Origin of the sequence: Brachyspira pilosicoli (assembly GCF_036997485.1) — a bacterium.
Taxonomy (GTDB): Bacteria; Spirochaetota; Brachyspiria; order Brachyspirales; family Brachyspiraceae; genus Brachyspira; species Brachyspira pilosicoli_C.
In genome coordinates this window covers 1,109,345-1,126,336 of the sequence record NZ_JAWLPU010000001.1, presented here as the reverse complement: position 1 = coordinate 1,126,336, position 16,992 = coordinate 1,109,345, and the positions used below count along the sequence as shown (strand labels likewise).

The 16,992-nt window shown below is 26.5% G+C and carries 16 protein-coding genes; 12 read left to right on the top strand and 4 right to left on the bottom strand.

Annotated elements, in window-relative coordinates; genetic code table 11:
- Positions 1–444 precede the first annotated feature (444 nt).
- Together R4I97_RS05085 and R4I97_RS05080 are read left to right on the top strand one after the other, a co-directional pair.
- Complete coding sequence (locus R4I97_RS05085; RefSeq protein ID WP_335783997.1) at positions 445–978, top strand: hypothetical protein; 534 nt, start codon at positions 445–447, stop codon at positions 976–978.
- Positions 979–1,033: 55 nt separating this feature from the next.
- Positions 1,034–1,642, top strand: coding sequence for a hypothetical protein (locus R4I97_RS05080; RefSeq protein WP_335783996.1), 609 nt, complete (start codon positions 1,034–1,036; stop codon positions 1,640–1,642).
- Between the two features lie 57 nt (positions 1,643–1,699).
- Here the strand turns inward: R4I97_RS05080 and R4I97_RS05075 are convergent, their stop codons facing one another.
- Positions 1,700–2,272 (bottom strand): hypothetical protein, encoded by a 573-nt coding sequence (locus tag R4I97_RS05075; protein ID WP_335783995.1) that lies wholly within the window; start codon positions 2,270–2,272, stop codon positions 1,700–1,702.
- A gap of 297 nt (positions 2,273–2,569) precedes the next feature.
- Entirely contained in the window at positions 2,570–3,910 is a 1,341-nt protein-coding gene (locus R4I97_RS05070; protein WP_335783994.1) for a CoA-disulfide reductase, read from the bottom strand.
- Between the two features lie 139 nt (positions 3,911–4,049).
- Between R4I97_RS05070 and R4I97_RS05065 the strand changes: the two genes are divergently transcribed.
- The 5 genes from R4I97_RS05065 (at position 4,050) to pnp (ending at position 8,802) form a co-directional block, all read left to right on the top strand.
- Positions 4,050–4,430 carry an STAS domain-containing protein gene (locus R4I97_RS05065; protein WP_335783993.1) on the top strand — a complete coding sequence of 127 codons (381 nt, stop codon included), beginning with the start codon at positions 4,050–4,052 and terminating at the stop codon, positions 4,428–4,430.
- Positions 4,431–4,478: 48 nt separating this feature from the next.
- A complete protein-coding gene (locus R4I97_RS05060; RefSeq protein ID WP_335783992.1) occupies positions 4,479–5,423 on the top strand; it encodes a hypothetical protein in 945 nt (314 codons plus the stop codon).
- 4 nt (positions 5,424–5,427) lie between these two features.
- The gene (locus tag R4I97_RS05055; RefSeq protein ID WP_335783991.1) at positions 5,428–6,357 is read left to right on the top strand and encodes a bifunctional riboflavin kinase/FAD synthetase; all 930 of its coding nucleotides are present in this window, start codon (positions 5,428–5,430) and stop codon (positions 6,355–6,357) included.
- A complete protein-coding gene (gene rpsO / locus R4I97_RS05050; RefSeq protein ID WP_013244557.1) occupies positions 6,330–6,599 on the top strand; it encodes a 30S ribosomal protein S15 in 270 nt (89 codons plus the stop codon). The genes R4I97_RS05055 and rpsO overlap by 28 nt, the downstream gene beginning before the upstream one ends.
- Before the next feature lie 61 nt (positions 6,600–6,660).
- A complete protein-coding gene (gene pnp / locus R4I97_RS05045; RefSeq protein ID WP_335783990.1) occupies positions 6,661–8,802 on the top strand; it encodes a polyribonucleotide nucleotidyltransferase in 2,142 nt (713 codons plus the stop codon).
- Positions 8,803–9,103: 301 nt separating this feature from the next.
- On the opposite strand, the gene R4I97_RS05040 is transcribed toward pnp, so the two are convergent.
- Positions 9,104–9,370, bottom strand: coding sequence for an HPr family phosphocarrier protein (locus R4I97_RS05040; RefSeq protein ID WP_335783989.1), 267 nt, complete (start codon positions 9,368–9,370; stop codon positions 9,104–9,106).
- On the bottom strand, positions 9,371–11,239 hold the full coding sequence (locus R4I97_RS05035; RefSeq protein WP_335783988.1) for a BglG family transcription antiterminator: 1,869 nt from the start codon (positions 11,237–11,239) through the stop codon (positions 9,371–9,373).
- Between the two features lie 156 nt (positions 11,240–11,395).
- Here R4I97_RS05035 and R4I97_RS05030 point away from each other — a divergent pair, with 156 nt between their 5' ends.
- From R4I97_RS05030 to R4I97_RS05010, 5 genes are read left to right on the top strand one after another with little or no spacing between them, the layout of a single operon-like run.
- Positions 11,396–11,704 (top strand): PTS sugar transporter subunit IIB, encoded by a 309-nt coding sequence (locus tag R4I97_RS05030; protein WP_335783987.1) that lies wholly within the window; start codon positions 11,396–11,398, stop codon positions 11,702–11,704.
- A 39-nt stretch (positions 11,705–11,743) separates the two neighbouring features.
- The gene (locus R4I97_RS05025; protein WP_335783986.1) at positions 11,744–12,826 is read left to right on the top strand and encodes a DUF871 domain-containing protein; all 1,083 of its coding nucleotides are present in this window, start codon (positions 11,744–11,746) and stop codon (positions 12,824–12,826) included.
- A 36-nt stretch (positions 12,827–12,862) separates the two neighbouring features.
- Positions 12,863–14,200 carry a PTS cellobiose transporter subunit IIC gene (gene celB / locus R4I97_RS05020; RefSeq protein ID WP_335783985.1) on the top strand — a complete coding sequence of 446 codons (1,338 nt, stop codon included), beginning with the start codon at positions 12,863–12,865 and terminating at the stop codon, positions 14,198–14,200.
- Between the two features lie 36 nt (positions 14,201–14,236).
- Positions 14,237–15,574 carry a PTS cellobiose transporter subunit IIC gene (celB, locus tag R4I97_RS05015; RefSeq protein WP_335783984.1) on the top strand — a complete coding sequence of 446 codons (1,338 nt, stop codon included), beginning with the start codon at positions 14,237–14,239 and terminating at the stop codon, positions 15,572–15,574.
- 21 nt (positions 15,575–15,595) lie between these two features.
- On the top strand, positions 15,596–16,981 hold the full coding sequence (locus R4I97_RS05010) for a glycoside hydrolase family 1 protein (RefSeq protein ID WP_335783983.1): 1,386 nt from the start codon (positions 15,596–15,598) through the stop codon (positions 16,979–16,981).
- Positions 16,982–16,992 lie beyond the last annotated feature (11 nt).

The window sequence follows — 16,992 nt, the reverse complement described above, 5'->3', positions numbered from 1 at the left end:
AATTATTAATTTAAGATAAAATATAGCCCTTTTGCTTCTTTGGGGCACCACCAAGTAGGTGCCTATTCGGCAAAAGAAGTGGGGTGCGGGGCAAAGCCCTGCAGATATTTAGAATTTAAAAAAATTATTTTTGACAAAATATAGTTGTTTAAGTATATGCTAATTTTTTTATTTTAATAATTATATATATCAAATTATTATATTGCATTTTTATATTTACTTCAATTTTTTGTTTAATAGTTTTATTTTACGCTTACAATAAATTAAGTCAATTTATAATTCAATAAACATATATACCGTATTGACAAAAAAGGTATATATAATAATATAATGACGAGGATTATGGAAAAGTAAAATTATACTAATATAAATATTTATATATTCATAAATAAAAAAGTATTGTCTTTATATTTTTCTAACCATAATATCTATAAAGGTTTAAAAATGAGTAAAAAAGAATCTGCAAAATCTATAATAATTTTTGCAATATTTTTGTTTTCACCTATTATAATACCTCCTGCTCTTATAATATTATTTTCTTACAGAGATACAAATATAGGATTTGCAAAAGAAGTAGAAATAAATATAAAAAATGATTTAGAAACAACTTATTTAAAAAATATATCAAAAGAAGAAAAGAAAGTGAACTTTACAACGTATATAAAAAATAGTTTCTTTATAAGATATTATACGGCAAAAGCTTTTTTTAATACTATATTTATGAGAGTTTCTTTGCTATATGCTATATTGGCTATATTTACAGGTATTATACCAAATACAAAGAATGAAATTAAGAAATTCTACAGAACAATGAAAGAGGATAAAAAAGGTTTGCTATTCACACTTTTTTTATTTGCAAATGTTATTACTATAGTAGTTTTATGCGTTATTAATGCTAAAAGTAAAATAGAATATTTAGCATTTAGTGCAATAATTTTTAGAAAAATATTAGATACTTTCTTAGAAAGATATTCATAGTAAAAATATAAGGCAGTTATGATAAGAAAGAGAAAAGATAAAGAAGAAAATATTTATGAAAGATATTGTTTTTAATTTAATATACAAAATCAATATACCAGAAAATGATTTATTTAGAATAGCAGCATTATTTTTATGCTCTTTTATAATAGTATTTTTAATATTGCTTTTAATTAAAGGAATTGGTGAAACAGTAGGAGATAGTGATAGTGTAATAGGTTTGGCAATAGCTATAATATTAATAATAGCGTTTTTTGGAGTGTCAGGATTTTTTATAATAAAAAATATTGAAAATACTTATGAATATATATTTATAGCCATTGGTATTATAACGGCATTATTCAATATAAATGAAGATAACATAAAAAAGACATTGCTTGTTGCTTTTGTATTTTTTCTTATACTTTTATATGCAGCCTTTTTTAATGCTCCGCCAATCATAAATGATGCCTATATAAGCAATAAAACAAATAATTATACTAATAATTTAAAATCAACTTTATCAATTCAAAAAGACATTATTGAAACTATTTTAGGGCCTTCAAATATTTTTACTATGGTTTTATTTGGAGGTATTACATTAAAAGATGCTTTAATTATAGGATTAATTTTAATTTTATTAATAATTATAGCTGGTTATGTGTTTAAAAAAATTAGAAAATGAATATAAGAAAAACAAATCCTATTATACATCAATCATATAAGAATTAAATCTTTATAATTATTCATTATTTTTTTTATTATCTTTATCCCTAAGGTGTTTACTAATAAGCAATACTATAAAAGATATTACACCGCCTAAAAAGAATGCTGATAATTCTAGTATGCTCTCTATACTTCCAGCCATATTAAGAATAGCCAAGTTTTCATTTATTTTATAAATAATAACTAAACTCATTATAATAATTAAAGCAAGTACAATAATATAATATTTATAAGAGTCTTTTTTAAAAAATAGTATCTCTGTTAAAATACCTAGTATGGCAGCCCCTATCATAAATATTATTACTAATCTTGCAAATAAATATTGTGAAATCTCTCTAAAATCTATATTGTAATTATCATCGCTTCTAAATTCAAAGTATCTTCGCTTAATTTGTTTAGTTTCTACATTATTGTTATTACAACTATTTTCTAAAATAATATCATTATCAGTTACCATATAGTTTGCGTTATAAATATTGTTTTCTTCATTTTCTTCTATTATTGTTTTATTAAAATAATATTTTGTCATTTCATTATAAAATATAAGAGAAAGAGTAATTATTATAAATGCTAAGACATAGAATTTCATTACAATACCTTTTAAATAATACTACAAACAAAAACATATTTATCATAAATTGATTTTTATTTCAAGTATATTTATAATACATACATAACGTATTAATAAAATAAGAATAAATTTAACGCACGTATAATAAAGCCTTAAAATAAAGTATTTTAATAATTATAATTTAGATGCTTTTCATAATCAGTTTACCGTGCGGTTAATAAAATCCTGCATTTAAAAATTATTGAAAATATAAAAAATATAAGGACAAAAATATTATTTCTTTGTCCCTATATTAAAAAAGTTATTATAATTATTTTATTTTGCAGCATTACCTACAACATTCAAAGAATCCCAAGTACGCGCGAAAGGCGGCGCATAACATAAATCAAGCATACCCAGTTCATCGACAGTAAGTCCAGCATGTATACAAGCAGCTATTACATCACTCCTAAGCACAGCACCTCTTTTTCCGGCAATTTGCCCTCCTAATATTTTTCTGTTTTCTGCAGAATATACTAATTTTATATGCAAGTCCTGATAATCCGGATAATAATGTGTATGGTCAATATCTTTTACTGTAACAGTTTTATAATTAACATTTCTCTTTTTAGCCTCTTCTTCTGTAATACCAGTTCTCGCCATCTCTAAATCAAAACAAAGTATGCAGGCACTTCCTAAACTTCCAATAAACTTTTCATTTCCTCCAATTAAATTAGAAGCAACCATTCTTCCAAGTTTATTAGCACCAGTAGCTAAAGCAGCATAACTTACATCATTTAATACCCTGTCATATATTCCAGCACAATCCCCCGCAGCATATATAGAATCAATATTAGTCTTTCCTTCTCTATCAACAAGTATTGCCCCATTTTCCATTAATTTAATCCCAGCCTCTTTAGCTAAATCGCTATTAGGTGTAACTCCAATAGCAACAACAACATAATCAGCATCATATTTACCTTTGTCTGTAATAACAGCCTTAACATTGTTATTACTATCAGCTTCTAATGATAAAACTTTTTCGTTTAAGTTTAAATCAATATGTGCCTTTATGTTTTCAATAGCTAAATCAGAAAACTCTTTATCAAATTTCGCTCCAAATACTCTATCAGAACGCTGTATTATTCTCACATTTTTTCCAAGATGCTTTATATTATGTGCTGCCTCTATAGCTATAAAACCTGCTCCAAGTACAACTACATTTTTTATATTTCCATCTTTCATTTTTTCTTTCATATTAAGTGCATCTGTAAACTCTTTAAGTGTAGACACATTCCCAATATTAATATTTTCTATTTTTGGTATTATAGATTTTGCTCCAGTAGCTATAAGTAAAGAATCATAACTATCTTCAAACTCTTTATTACTTTCCAAATCTTTTACTATTACTCTTTTATTATTAGCATCAATTTTTAATACTTCATGTTTAATTTTTAAGTTTATTCCAGATTTTATAGTAGCTTCGGCAGTTCTTGCTATCATAGTACTAGAATTATCAAAAAACCCACCAACATAATAGGGCATACCGCAAGCTCCCCAAGACACATATTCAGTTTTTTCATAAACTGTTATAACAGCATCTTTATCTAATCTTCTTGCCTTTGCAGCCGCACTCATCCCAGCTGCAACGCCTCCTATAATAATTACTTTTTTCATAAATAAAAACTCCGTTAATAAAAATAAATATTTCTTTTAAAGTATAATAGATAATACTTATTTGTCAATTAAATGTTAATAACAATATTATTTTTTGAATTTTTATTGACAAAAGATAAAAAGTTGTTATCATATAAATATGATTGATTATTCATTTGAAATTAATTATCTCATAAAAGAAGATTCTGTAATAGTTCTATATTTAAAAAAGAATATATGCTTAGAATCGCTTCCTAAAATAAAAGATATAATGTTTGAATATTTATCTAAAGGTATTAATAATATAATACTTAATCTTTGTGAATGCTCTTTTATTGAAAGGGATATATGGAATTATTTTATAGATTTTAAAAAAGAACTAAATAATGATTTCTATGGCGATATTGTGCTTTCAAATATGAATGGAGCTGTTAAATCGGATTATGATTTGATGGAACTTTCAAATTCAATAGAATCTTTTGAAAGTTTAAATGATGCCCTTTATAATTTTGGAATATTTAATCATACTAAATCAGCTTAATTGTTTTTAATACTTGAATTTTTGTCTTTATAGTATAATATATATGTTATGAAAGTTGCTAAAAATTTATTTACTGCATTTATATTTTTTATAATATTTTCTTGTATATACTTATTTAGATATTTGGATAATTATTCATATACTTTTAATATAAATGTTTTAAAAACTTTCTGTATTAATAATATTTTTTCTATATTATTTTTATCTTTTTTATGCAGCTCTATATTTATAGGTGTTTCTAATAAAAAAAAGAATATATATAACTTTATTACTATAATAATATTTAGTATAATAGCTTTAATATATCCGTCTTATTTAATATTTTTTAATGGTAATTTCAATTATGCAGAAAATATTGATAAATATATCATTAGGGATTCAAATTATTTATACAAAGTTGATAATTACTTGATAAAGGCTAATCATGCCGATGAGGCATACGGAAGATCAATATTAATAGATACTGTATATTCTAATAAACTATATTTTGCAGATAATATGATTATCACAAAAAACAATATTATTATGAGCAAGGTTTTAGAGATAAATAGCAATGATGTTGTAAATAAGGATTTGGTATCTTTAGACAGAAATAATATTTATAGCTCTATATATAATATAGTAGAAAATATTGTATTTGGATTTGATATGTCATCTTATTTAGATAGATTATTGAAATATATTAGTATTAATAATTTATCTATATTGTTTATATGCACTTTATATATTGCTTTATTTCTATTATTATTATCTATTTACATGATTAGCAGTTCCTTATCATTTTCAAGTTTTAAATATCATAATATAGTTTTAGGGTTTATTATTTATACAATTATAAGTGTAGTCTTTTTCTTTATTAGATTTAAATATAGTTCTTTAGCTGATAATTATATTAATTTTAGTATGTTTGTATGTGTTTTGTCTTTATTAGTTATAATATTATCTTTAGTTATAAATATTATATTAATGCATAATAATAGAATGGAAGAATGATAGAATGAATCAGGTTGTTATTAATGATTTTTGTAAGATAGATATAAAAAAAAATAGTGTAGTTACAATAGGTAAATTTGATGGTGTTCACAAGGGGCATCAAAAGCTTATTAAATATACTGTTAATACGGCTAAAAAATATAATTTATTATCGGTTGTTATGGTAATAAAAAAGAAGAATGTATCTATTTATCACATGGAAGAAAATATATCTTTTATTAAGGCTTTGGGAGTTAATTATATAATAGTTATTGACTTTTTACCAGAATTTTATACAATGGAGGCTAAAGAGTTCTTTAATAGATTGATAGAATACTATAGAATGAAGAGAATTGTTATAGGGGAAGACTTTGCTTTCGGTAAGGATAGAGTTGGGGATATTGATTTTATAAAACGATATGCTTTAGAGAAGAGTATTAATGTTAATATAGTGAATTTTCTTAATCATTGCGGAGATAAAGTATCAAGCAGTAAAATAAGAGATTGTTTATCTAATGGAGAAGTTGAAAGTGTTTCTAAGATGCTTGGCAGATACTATAGTATGAGCGGCATTATAATACATGGTAATGCTTTAGGCAGAAAGATTGGTTATCCTACTGCCAATTTAGAATTAGATGAGAATATATTTGTTCCTAAGATGGGAGTTTACAGCTCTTTAGTAAAAATAGGAAACAATGCTAAATTATATAAAGCTCTAACATTTATAGGTGTAAGCAATATTAATAAAGAACTTAGAGTAGAAAGCCATATATTAGATTTTTCTAAAATGATATATGGTAAAAAAATAACAGTTATATTTCTTAAATATATTAGAGATAATATTAAAGTTAACTCTATAGAAGAAGTGAAATCATTATTAGAAAAAGATGAATACAATGTAAGAAAATATTTCAAAAGGAGAAAAAAATGTCTATTACAGCAGACGAAAAACTAAAAATTATTAAAGAATTTGGAAAGAACGAAAAAGATACAGGTTCAGCAGAAGTACAAATAGCTCTTTTAACTAATCGTATAACTTATTTAAAAGGACATTTCCAAGAGCACACAAAAGATAATCATTCAAGAATGGGACTTCTTAAAATGGTAGCTAAAAGAAGAAAACTTCTTAATTATTTAAGAAGAACTGACCTTGAAGCTTATAAAAATCTTATACAGAAATTAAAAATAAGAAAATAATAGTGCTTGATAATAGTGAATAGTTAATACTGTCTATGGTATTTTGTAATAAGGAGAATATATGGTAACAGTTAAGAGTGTATTTTGCGGAGAAGAATTAATTTTAGAGACAGGACTTTTAGCAAAACAAGCACATGGTTCAGTAACTTTAAGATTAGGAAATACTACTATTTTAGCTACAGTTGTTGCGGCAAAAGAGCCTAATTTAGAATCAGACTTTTTCCCGCTTACTGTAAATTATAATGAAAAATATTATGCAGGCGGTAAAATTCCTGGAGGTTTCTTCAAAAGAGAAGCTAAACCTAGAGATAAAGAGATACTTATTTCCCGTATAATAGATAGACCTTTAAGACCGCTTTTTCCTGAAGGTTTTAGAAATGAGGTGCAAATTATTCCTACAGTTCTTTCTGTAGATACTGATATGCCTACAGATGCTTTAGCTTTAATAGCTTCATCTGCAGCACTTACTATTTCTTGGATACCTTTCGGAGGACCTGTGGCAGCTGTAAGAATAGGGTACAAAAATGGTGAATATATCATTAACCCTAAAAACAGTGAGCTTCTTTCTAGCGAATTAGATATTATAGTGGCAGGAAGTAAAGATGCTATACTTATGATTGAAGGTGAGGCAAGAGAGGTTTCTGAAGAAGTATTTATCGGTGCTATAGAGTTAGCTCATAAAGAGATGCAGAAATATATTGATATGCAAAACGAAATGGCTGCTCTTTGCGGTACTCAAAAAATAGAACAGGAATTATTTGAGTATGATGCTGAATTAGTAAAAATGGTTACTGAATACGGAAGAGAAAAAATAGAGGCTGCTAATTATAATCCTGATAAAGCTAAAAGAAATGAAAGTATGGATAATGCTTTTAATGAAATAGAAGAGTATATTAAAACTAAAACAGAAGATGAAAAATTAATATCTCAAGTTAAAGGCATTTGTCATTCTATAGAAGAAGAGATTGTAAGAGAGGCAATAGTAGAGAAAGGAATGCGTCCAGATGGAAGAGCATTAGATGAGATTCGCCCTATAAGCACAATGACTAATCTTATTCCAAGAGTTCATGGTTCTGCTTTATTTACAAGAGGACAAACTCAATGTTTATCTATAGTTACATTAGGAAGCGAGAAAGATGCTCAATTAATGGACGACATATACGGAAAAGAAAATAAAACTTTTATGCTTCATTATAACTTCCCTCCTTTCTCTGTTGGTGAGGTTGGAAGATACGGCTCTCCTGGAAGAAGAGAAATTGGACATGGTAATTTAGCAGAGCGTTCTTTTAATGCTGTGCTTCCTTCAAAAGATAAATTTCCATACACTATAAGAGTAGTTGCTGAAATATTAGAAAGTAACGGTTCTTCATCAATGGCTACAATTTGTGCTTCTACTATGTCGCTTCTTTCAGCTGGTGTTCCTCTTAATGCGAGTGTTGCCGGTATTGCTATGGGGCTTGCTACTTATAAAGATGGATATAAAGTGCTTACAGATATACAAGGTGTTGAAGACCACTTGGGAGATATGGACTTTAAGGTTGCTGGAACACGTAAAGGTATCACTGCTTTCCAGCTTGATATTAAACTTACTGGTATATCTACTCAAATATTAAAAGAGGCATTAGAACAGGCTAAAAAGGCAAGATATTTTATACTTGATAAAATTGAAGCTACTATATCTAACCCTAATGAGATTTCAGACTTTGCTCCTAAATATAAAACTATGGATGTAAACCCTGAGAAAATTAGAGTATTGATTGGACCTGGAGGAAAAAATATAAAAGCTATCATTGAAGAGACTGGAAGTGATGTTGAGATACAAGACAGCGGCGTAATTAATATATTTGCTCCAGATACTCCTACTTTAGATAAAACTATTAGTCTTATAAACTCTTATGTTAAAGACCCTGAAGTTGGTGAAGTTTATGACGGTGTTGTAAAAGACATTAAAGACTTTGGAGCTTTTGTTGAAATATTGCCTGGTGTTGAGGGGCTTTGTCATATATCTGAGCTTGCTTATAAGCATGTTATGAATGTGGAAGAAGTTTTAAAGATTGGCGATGAAGTAAAAGTAAAAATCATAGATGTTAAGGGAGGAAAATACTCTTTAAGTAGAAAGGCTTTGCTTGAAAAACCTGCTGATTATGTTGAAGAAGAAAACAACAACAATAAAAGAAAACATGACAGGAAGAAGAGATTTTAATCTTTTAGATTTGTGAATATAGCAAGAGGTTATTATTTAATAATAGCCTCTTTTTTTATATTAAATTTTTTTAAGTCTATTAAAAATATGTTTTTTATTTTAATTATTTGCAGAGCTTTGCCTTAACGAAGCACACACCGTGCAGCACCACACTTCTTTTTGCGACCAAAGGAAGTGCCTGTGGTGCGACCGAAGGGAGTCCTTCAGGGCGACCAAAGGAAGTGCCTTTAGGTATGGGTGCGAATGCGGGAAAAAGTTGAATAAAAAATCATATAACAAAATATAATTGTTTAACTATATATTAAAAATTCGTTTTAAAAAAATTTAATATATTTTCTTTAGCTTTATTTTCTTTTGATTTATTTTCGCCTTTTATATTTATAACAACTTCATCTCCAACTTTTAATCCTAATTGCATTATACCTATTATCTTTTTTATATCTTTTAATGTATTATCTTTTATTATATTAACATCACATTCACTGTCTTTTGCTATTTTTGCAAGTTCACTTAAAGGCCTTGCATGTATATTATTTGTATTGTTAATAGTATATTTAAAACTTTCCATTTATTCTCCTGAAGAATTTTTTAATAAATACATTAGATTTTCAAAATTTTTATTTTCTATAAGCTTTATAACATTTTTTTCATTTAATAAGAAGTCAACCGTATATTGATAAAACTTCTGTAAATTATCATCTTTTTTATTTGATATAGAAATTAAAAATACAACCTGCACATTATTTTTATACCATATAATAGGCTTTTCCAATATAGCAACAAATACAAAAGTTTCATCAGTTACAATTTCAAAAGGATGCGGAATTGCAACAAGGTTTCCAAAATCCGTTTCTGATAAACTCTCTCTTTTCATTACTAAATCATAAAAATTATCAGGTATATTAATATATTTTTTTATATTTTTACAGATGTTTTTTATAATCTCTTCTCTGCTGTTTCCTTTTATATTTGTAGAGAATAATTTTTTATTATAATAATTATTTAAAAAATCATTTTCAGATAAATCCAACACATTTCTTACTTTTATAATATCATTGGTTTCTAAGAATAATCCTATATGCACAATAGGAACAGGTACTTGAAAAACTATAGGCACTGTAGAAAATATATAATCTACTTTAGAGAAATCAAAATCTTTTAACATTATTAAATCTGTAGTATAAATATTTTCTATATAGTCAGAAAACTCTTTTTTATATTTATGCATAAGAAGTTTTGAAGTAGTTTTTCCGCTTCCGCACACTATTAAAATATTGATTTTCTTTTTCTCTTCACTATTTTCTTCTAAAGCTATTTGAAACAACAATGCTAAAAAACCAACTTCATCATCTGATATTTCTTTATTATAATATGTTTTAAGCACAGTATTGGCTTCTGATGCTATTAGATATGCTAAAGAATAATTAGTTTTTATGTCGCTAAGCATTGGATTTTTTTGTAAAACATTATATCTTATTCTTATATCAAGCGGTATCATGTGATGGTTAAGAAGCAGTCTTAAGTTTAAATTATCCCTTAAATCTATTTTTAAATTATTGTATATCAAATCAAGCATATCTTGAACTACATTATCTAATTTATTTTGTATAATGTAATTTTCGCTATTTGCTAATAAACTTTTTGACGCTATATGAATTGCTATAAAAATTATCTCTGTTTCATTTAATTTAATATCTAATTCTTTTTCTAATATATTTGATAACTTTTTTGCTAATTTTAATTCTTCTTTTTTTACATCTTTTAATATACTATCATCATAATCACTTATATTTTTATTTTCTTTTATTCTCTCTATTGATACAGAAATATATAATATAAAATTTTCTAAGTTTACTTCAGATAATTTTATATCATTTATTTTTATAAAATCAATTACTAAATTTTCTATAGTTTTATTTATATATTTTTTATCATATATTTGTTGTTTTAAATAATAGTCTATTATACAATTTCTAATATCAAATTCTTTACCAATTAATTTAATACCATAATTTGGCTTGCGTTCTATTTTTAGATTATAATATCTAATATTATCTTCTATAATTTTTAATGTATTTGTGAGAGTTGTTTTAGATATATCCAATGCATTTATAAGGTTATCAGATTTTATATATATGTTATTATTATTGATAAGATGTTCAAATATATACTTTAATCTATATTCAAAATCATTAAATATATGTGCATTAAAATTAATATTTGATATATCTTTATGACTGTCACATTCCAAAATATAACCATATCGGGCTTTGGAAACTACTTTAATACCTGTATTTTCTAATTCTTTATTTAATTCTGATATTTTTGTTCTTACAGTTTTCTCGCTTATTTGCAATTTTTTTGCTAACATTTCTGCTGTGATATATGATTCATTAGAGATAATGGATAATAGTTCTTTTATATATTTACTTTTCATAACTCATATAAACTTATAATATATTAATATTATATATTATTATTTAAAAATAAGACACAAAAAATTACCAGATTAAAGTAGAAATTTTATTGTTTGAGTTATTAATATAAAGTGTTATCTTTATAATATAAAAAATAAAAAAAGAGGTAAATATATATGACTAAAATTTTATTATTATGTTCAGCAGGAATGTCTACAAGTATGGTTGTAAAAAAAATGAAAGAGTCCGCTGCAAAAAAGAATATTGAAGTAGAAATAGAAGCTGTATCTACTGCAAGATTTAACGAGCTTTTAGATAGTTACGATATATTTTTACTTGGACCGCAAGTAAAATTCCAACTTAAAGAATTCCAAGCAAAAGCTAAAGAAAAGAATAAACCATTAGATGTTATAGATTTTAAAGATTACGGTATGATGAATGGTGAGAAAATATTAGATTTCGCTTTAAACTTAAAAGTTCAATAATAATATATAAAAATAAATTAATTATTAGGATATACTTTTATGAGAGAGTTAGGTATTTCTATTTATCCATTTCATTCAAAAATGGAAGATAATAAATCTTATATAGACTTAGCTTCTAAATATGGATTTACAAGATGTTTTATGTGTTTATTATCTGTTGAGCACTCTAAAGAAGAGATTATAAAAGAGTTTTCTGAGGTTATAAATTATGCCAAAGAGAAAGGAATAAAAACTACTTTAGATATTTCTCCAGCGGTATTTAAATCTTTGGAAATATCTTATGATAATTTAGAGTTTTTTCATAAATTAGGAGCTTGGGCTATAAGATTAGATTTAGGATTTAGCGGAAATGAAGAGAGTTTAATGACTTATAATGATTATGATTTAAAAATAGAATTAAATATGAGTAATTCTACCTCATATATAGATACTATAATGAATTATTATCCTAATAAAGAAAATTTAATAGGCTGCTACAATTTTTATCCTCATGCTTACAGCGGATTAGATAAAAAACTATTTATTGAAAGCATGAATCGTTTTAAAAAGCACTCTATAAAATCATCAGCCTTTATTAATGCAAAAGAAGCAGATTTTGGTCCTTGGCCTGTAGATGACGGTATATGTACTTTAGAAGAACATAGAAATATGCCTATAGAAATACAGGCTATGGAATTATTTTTCTTAGGGGCAGATGCTGTATTTATTGCTAATTGTTATGCTAATGAATCAACATTTGAAAAACTTCAAAGCTTAGATAAGAGGCTTATAACATTAAAAGCTAAATTATTAGACAATATCCCAGAGATAGAGAGAAAAATTGTACTTGAGGAACTTCATCAAAACAGAGCTGATGCAAGCGAGTATTTTATTAGGTCATCAAACCCTAGGGTAAAATATAAAGGAAATGATTTTAAGTTATTTAATGCTGCTGCAGATATTAAAAGAGGAGATATACTTATTGACTCTTCAAAATATGGAAGTTATGCGGGGGAGATGCAAATAGCATTAAAAGATATGAAAAATACTGGAAGAACAAATGTTGTTGGGAGAGTTAATGAAGAATATTTGTTTTTATTAGACTATATAAACATGGCTCAAAGATTTAAAATAAGAGAATAATTTTTTTATAATAATAAGGATTATTGGAGATTGATAATGAATGATAAATTAATGACTTTTATAGAAAATAAAATTCTACCTATAGCTGGTAAAATAGCAAGCAATAGATATTTAAATGCAATAAGAGACGGATTTGTATTTGCTATGCCGTTTTTGATTATAGGTTCTTTTATACTTTTAATATTAAATTTACCTTTTACCGACAAAAACAACTTTTTATATATGGAATGGTATGATAATTTAATGAAAGCTTTTAAGGGTGATTTAGTTCAGCCTTTTTATGTGAGTATGGGTATAATGTCATTGTTTGTAGCTTATGGAATAGGCTATTCATTGTCTGGGCATTATAATCTTAATTCTATAACAGGCGGATTTTTATCATTATTTAGTTTTTTACTTGTATCTGCAAAAGTTGAGTATGTGCCTATAGTGGAAGCTGTAGCAAAATCATTTTTAGTTGATGCTGATAGTTATATACCTGTAATGGACGTTAGATTTATGGACGCTAAGGGGTTATTTGTAGCTATTATATTTGGAATAATTTCTATAGAGATATTTAGATTTTTGGTTCATAAGAAATTAATTATCACACTCCCAGAATCTGTGCCTCCTGCTATAGCTAAATCTTTTGAACTTTTAATACCTGTAGCAGTAGTTATAGTTTTATTTCAAGCATTAAATATCATTATACAAAAGAAACTCATTATGATGATACCTGAATTAGTAATGAAAATATTTGAGCCTCTTCTTCATGTATCTGACTCTTTGCCTTCTATAATAATATTATTATTAATCATACACATATTATGGTTTGCAGGTTTACATGGAACTAACATAGTTGATGCTATAGTAAAAGCAATCACTTTATCAAATTTAGCAATAAACCAAGCCGCATTACAAGCGGGAGAGCCTGTAACAAAAATATTTGCGGGCGGTTTTTTTGATTCTTATGTATTTATGGGCGGAGTTGGTACTACTTTAGGTTTAGCAATAGCAATGGTTAGAAGCAAAAATGAACATATAAAATCTATTGGTAAATTGTCAATAGTGCCTGCGGTATTTAATATTAATGAGCCTATAATGTTTGGTGCTCCAGTGGTAATGAATCCAGTGTTAATGATTCCGTTTATAGCTCTTCCTGTAATTAATGCCACTATAGCTTGGATATTAACTAAATTAAATATTATAGGGCATATTGTATCTTTAGTACCTTGGACAACTCCTGGTCCGCTTGCAGCATTACTTGCTACTAACTTAAATATTGGTTCTATGATATTAAGTTTAGTTTTAATATTCACATCATATTTAATTTATGTGCCTTTCTTAAAAGCGTATGAAATATCATTAGAAAAAGAAGAAACAGCTAATAAATAAAATTATAATATCATTAATAAAAAATGGAGCATAAAAATGAATGATAAAATAATGCATTTTATAGAAGAGAAAGTACTTCCTATAGCTGGAAAAATAGCAAGCAATAGATATTTAAATGCAATAAGAGACGGATTTGTATTTGCTGTACCGTTTTTAATTGTAGGTTCATTTATACTTTTAATATTAAATTTACCTCTTACTGATAAAAATAATTTTCTATATTTTGAATGGTATGCTAATTTAATGGCAAAATATAGAGCAGATTTAATACAGCCTTTTAATGTGAGTATGGGTATAATGTGTATGTTTATAGTTTATGGAATAGGCTATTCATTGTCTGGACATTATAATCTTAATTCTATAACAGGCGGATTTTTATCATTATTTGGTTTTTTACTTGTATCTGCAAAGGTTGAGTATGTGCCTATAGTAGAAGCTGTATCAAAATCATTTTTAGTAGCTCCTGATACCTCTATACCTGTAATGGACGTAAGATTTATGGACGCTAAGGGGTTATTTGTAGCTATTATATTTGGAATAATTTCTATAGAGATATTTAGATTTTTGGTTCATAAGAAATTAATTATTACACTTCCAGAATCTGTGCCTCCTGCTATAGCTAAATCTTTTGAGCTTTTAATACCTGTAGCAGTAGTTATAGTTTTATTTCAAACAATTAATCTTATAATACAAAAAAGTTTATTATTAATGCTTCCTGATTTATTTATGAAAATATTTGAACCATTACTTCATATATCAGATTCTCTTCCATCAATAATATTAATACTATTTTTGGTGCATTTATTATGGTTTGCCGGACTTCATGGCACTAACATACTTGGAGCTATAATTTCTTCTATAAGCTTATCAAATTTAGCATTTAATCAAAGTGCATTACAAGCAGGAGAAGAAATCACTAAAATATGGGCTGGAAGTTTCTTTGATTTATATGCACTTATAGGAGGAGTAGGAACAACATTAGGTTTAGCAATAGCAATGGTTAGAAGCAAAAATGAACATATAAAATCTATTGGTAAATTGGCATTGGTACCGTCAATATTTAATATCAATGAACCTATTATGTTTGGTACACCAGTAGTAATGAATCCATTATTAATGATACCTTTTATATTTATACCTATAATAAATATAACAATAGCTTATATATTAACAAAATTAAATATTGTAGGTCATGTTGTTACTTTAGTACCTTGGACAACTCCTGCACCTTTAGGAGCATTGCTTGCTACTAATTTAAACTTTGGAGCTATGATATTAAGTTTAATTTTTATATTTACTTCTTATTTAATGTATAGACCTTTTCTAAAAGCTTATGAAATATCTTTAGAAAAGGAAGAAGCAAATAATAAATAAATTAATGAGGTTTTTTATAATATGAAACAATACAAATTTAAAGATAATTTTTTATTTGGAAGCTCTACATCAGGACCTCAAAGCGAAGGTTTTTATGATAAAGCTAATAAAAGTATATGGGATTATTGGTTTGAAATAGCACCAAAAAAATTTCATAATCAAGTAGGTCCAGTATATACATCTAATTTCTTTAGAGATTATAAAGAAGATATAAAATTAATAAAAGAAACAGGACATAATGTATTAAGAACTTCAATACAATGGAGCAGAATAGTAAAAGATTTTAATACTCTTGAGTTAGATGAAAAAGCAGTTGAGTTTTATAATAATGTTATAGATGAGCTTATAAAAAATGATATAGAGCCTATGATGTGTTTATATCATTTTGATATGCCTTTAAAACTTCAGGAAATAGGAGGCTTTGAAAACAGAGAAGTTGTAGAACTTTATGCTAAATATGCTGCTAAAATGTTTGAGTTATATGGAGATAAAGTAAAAAAATGGTTTACATTCAATGAGCCTATAGTTGTTGCTGAATGCGGATATTTATATAAATTACATTATCCTGAAGTGGTATCATTTAAAAAAGCTGTGCAAGTGGCTTATAATATGAACTTAGCAAGTGCAAAAGCTGTAAAAGCATTTAAAGAATCTGGAAAGAGTGGAGATATAGGAATAATATTAAACTTAACTCCTTCTTACCCAAGAGATGAAAACAATAAAGAAGATTTAAAAGCATCACATATATGCGATTTGTTGTTCAATAGAAGTTTTTTAGACCCTGCTGCTAAAGGAGAGTTTCCAGAAGATTTAGTAAAATTCGTAAAAGAAAATAATCTTACTCCTATATGCTTAGAAGGCGACAAAGAATTATTAAAAGAAAATACTATAACTTTACTTGGAATAAATTATTATCAGCCAAGGAGAGTCAAGGCAAGAGAGACAGAGTTTAAATCAGATAGTTTAATGCCTGAAAACTTCTTCGAGCCTTATGAAATGCCTAATAGGCTTATGAATCCATACAGAGGATGGGAAATATACTACAAAGGTATTTATGATATAGCAAAAAACATTCAAAATAATTATTCTAATATGAGATGGCTCATAACAGAAAATGGAATGGGTGTTGAAAATGAAGAGAGATTTATAAAAGACGGCGTAGTAGAAGATGATTATAGAATAGAGTTTGTAACAGAACATTTAAAATGGCTTCATAAAGCAATAGAAGAAGGTTCTAATTGTCTTGGTTATTTAATGTGGACGCCTATAGACTGTTGGTCTTGGCTTAATTCATATAAAAATAGATATGGATTTATTCGCTGCGATTTAGAAAGCGGTAAGAAAACAATCAAAAAATCAGGGCATTGGTTTAGAGAGCTTGTAAAAAATAAAGGTTTTGAAGCTTAATAAAACTGGAG

Bases quoted from the DNA above. Each gene is read 5' to 3' on its own strand.
- R4I97_RS05060 (WP_335783992.1), top strand. From the start codon at position 4,479: ATGAAAGTTGCTAAAAATTTATTTACTGCATTTATATTTTTTATAATA.
- celB (WP_335783985.1), top strand. From the start codon at position 12,863: ATGAATGATAAATTAATGACTTTTATAGAAAATAAAATTCTACCTATA.
- R4I97_RS05040 (WP_335783989.1), bottom strand. From the start codon at position 9,370: ATGGAAAGTTTTAAATATACTATTAACAATACAAATAATATACATGCA.
- celB (WP_335783984.1), top strand. From the start codon at position 14,237: ATGAATGATAAAATAATGCATTTTATAGAAGAGAAAGTACTTCCTATA.
- R4I97_RS05085 (WP_335783997.1), top strand. From the start codon at position 445: ATGAGTAAAAAAGAATCTGCAAAATCTATAATAATTTTTGCAATATTT.
- R4I97_RS05030 (WP_335783987.1), top strand. From the start codon at position 11,396: ATGACTAAAATTTTATTATTATGTTCAGCAGGAATGTCTACAAGTATG.
- R4I97_RS05035 (WP_335783988.1), bottom strand. From the start codon at position 11,239: ATGAAAAGTAAATATATAAAAGAACTATTATCCATTATCTCTAATGAA.
- R4I97_RS05075 (WP_335783995.1), bottom strand. From the start codon at position 2,272: ATGAAATTCTATGTCTTAGCATTTATAATAATTACTCTTTCTCTTATA.
- R4I97_RS05070 (WP_335783994.1), bottom strand. From the start codon at position 3,910: ATGAAAAAAGTAATTATTATAGGAGGCGTTGCAGCTGGGATGAGTGCG.
- R4I97_RS05025 (WP_335783986.1), top strand. From the start codon at position 11,744: ATGAGAGAGTTAGGTATTTCTATTTATCCATTTCATTCAAAAATGGAA.
- pnp (WP_335783990.1), top strand. From the start codon at position 6,661: ATGGTAACAGTTAAGAGTGTATTTTGCGGAGAAGAATTAATTTTAGAG.
- rpsO (WP_013244557.1), top strand. From the start codon at position 6,330: ATGTCTATTACAGCAGACGAAAAACTAAAAATTATTAAAGAATTTGGA.
- R4I97_RS05010 (WP_335783983.1), top strand. From the start codon at position 15,596: ATGAAACAATACAAATTTAAAGATAATTTTTTATTTGGAAGCTCTACA.
- R4I97_RS05065 (WP_335783993.1), top strand. From the start codon at position 4,050: ATGATTGATTATTCATTTGAAATTAATTATCTCATAAAAGAAGATTCT.
- R4I97_RS05055 (WP_335783991.1), top strand. From the start codon at position 5,428: ATGAATCAGGTTGTTATTAATGATTTTTGTAAGATAGATATAAAAAAA.
- R4I97_RS05080 (WP_335783996.1), top strand. From the start codon at position 1,034: ATGAAAGATATTGTTTTTAATTTAATATACAAAATCAATATACCAGAA.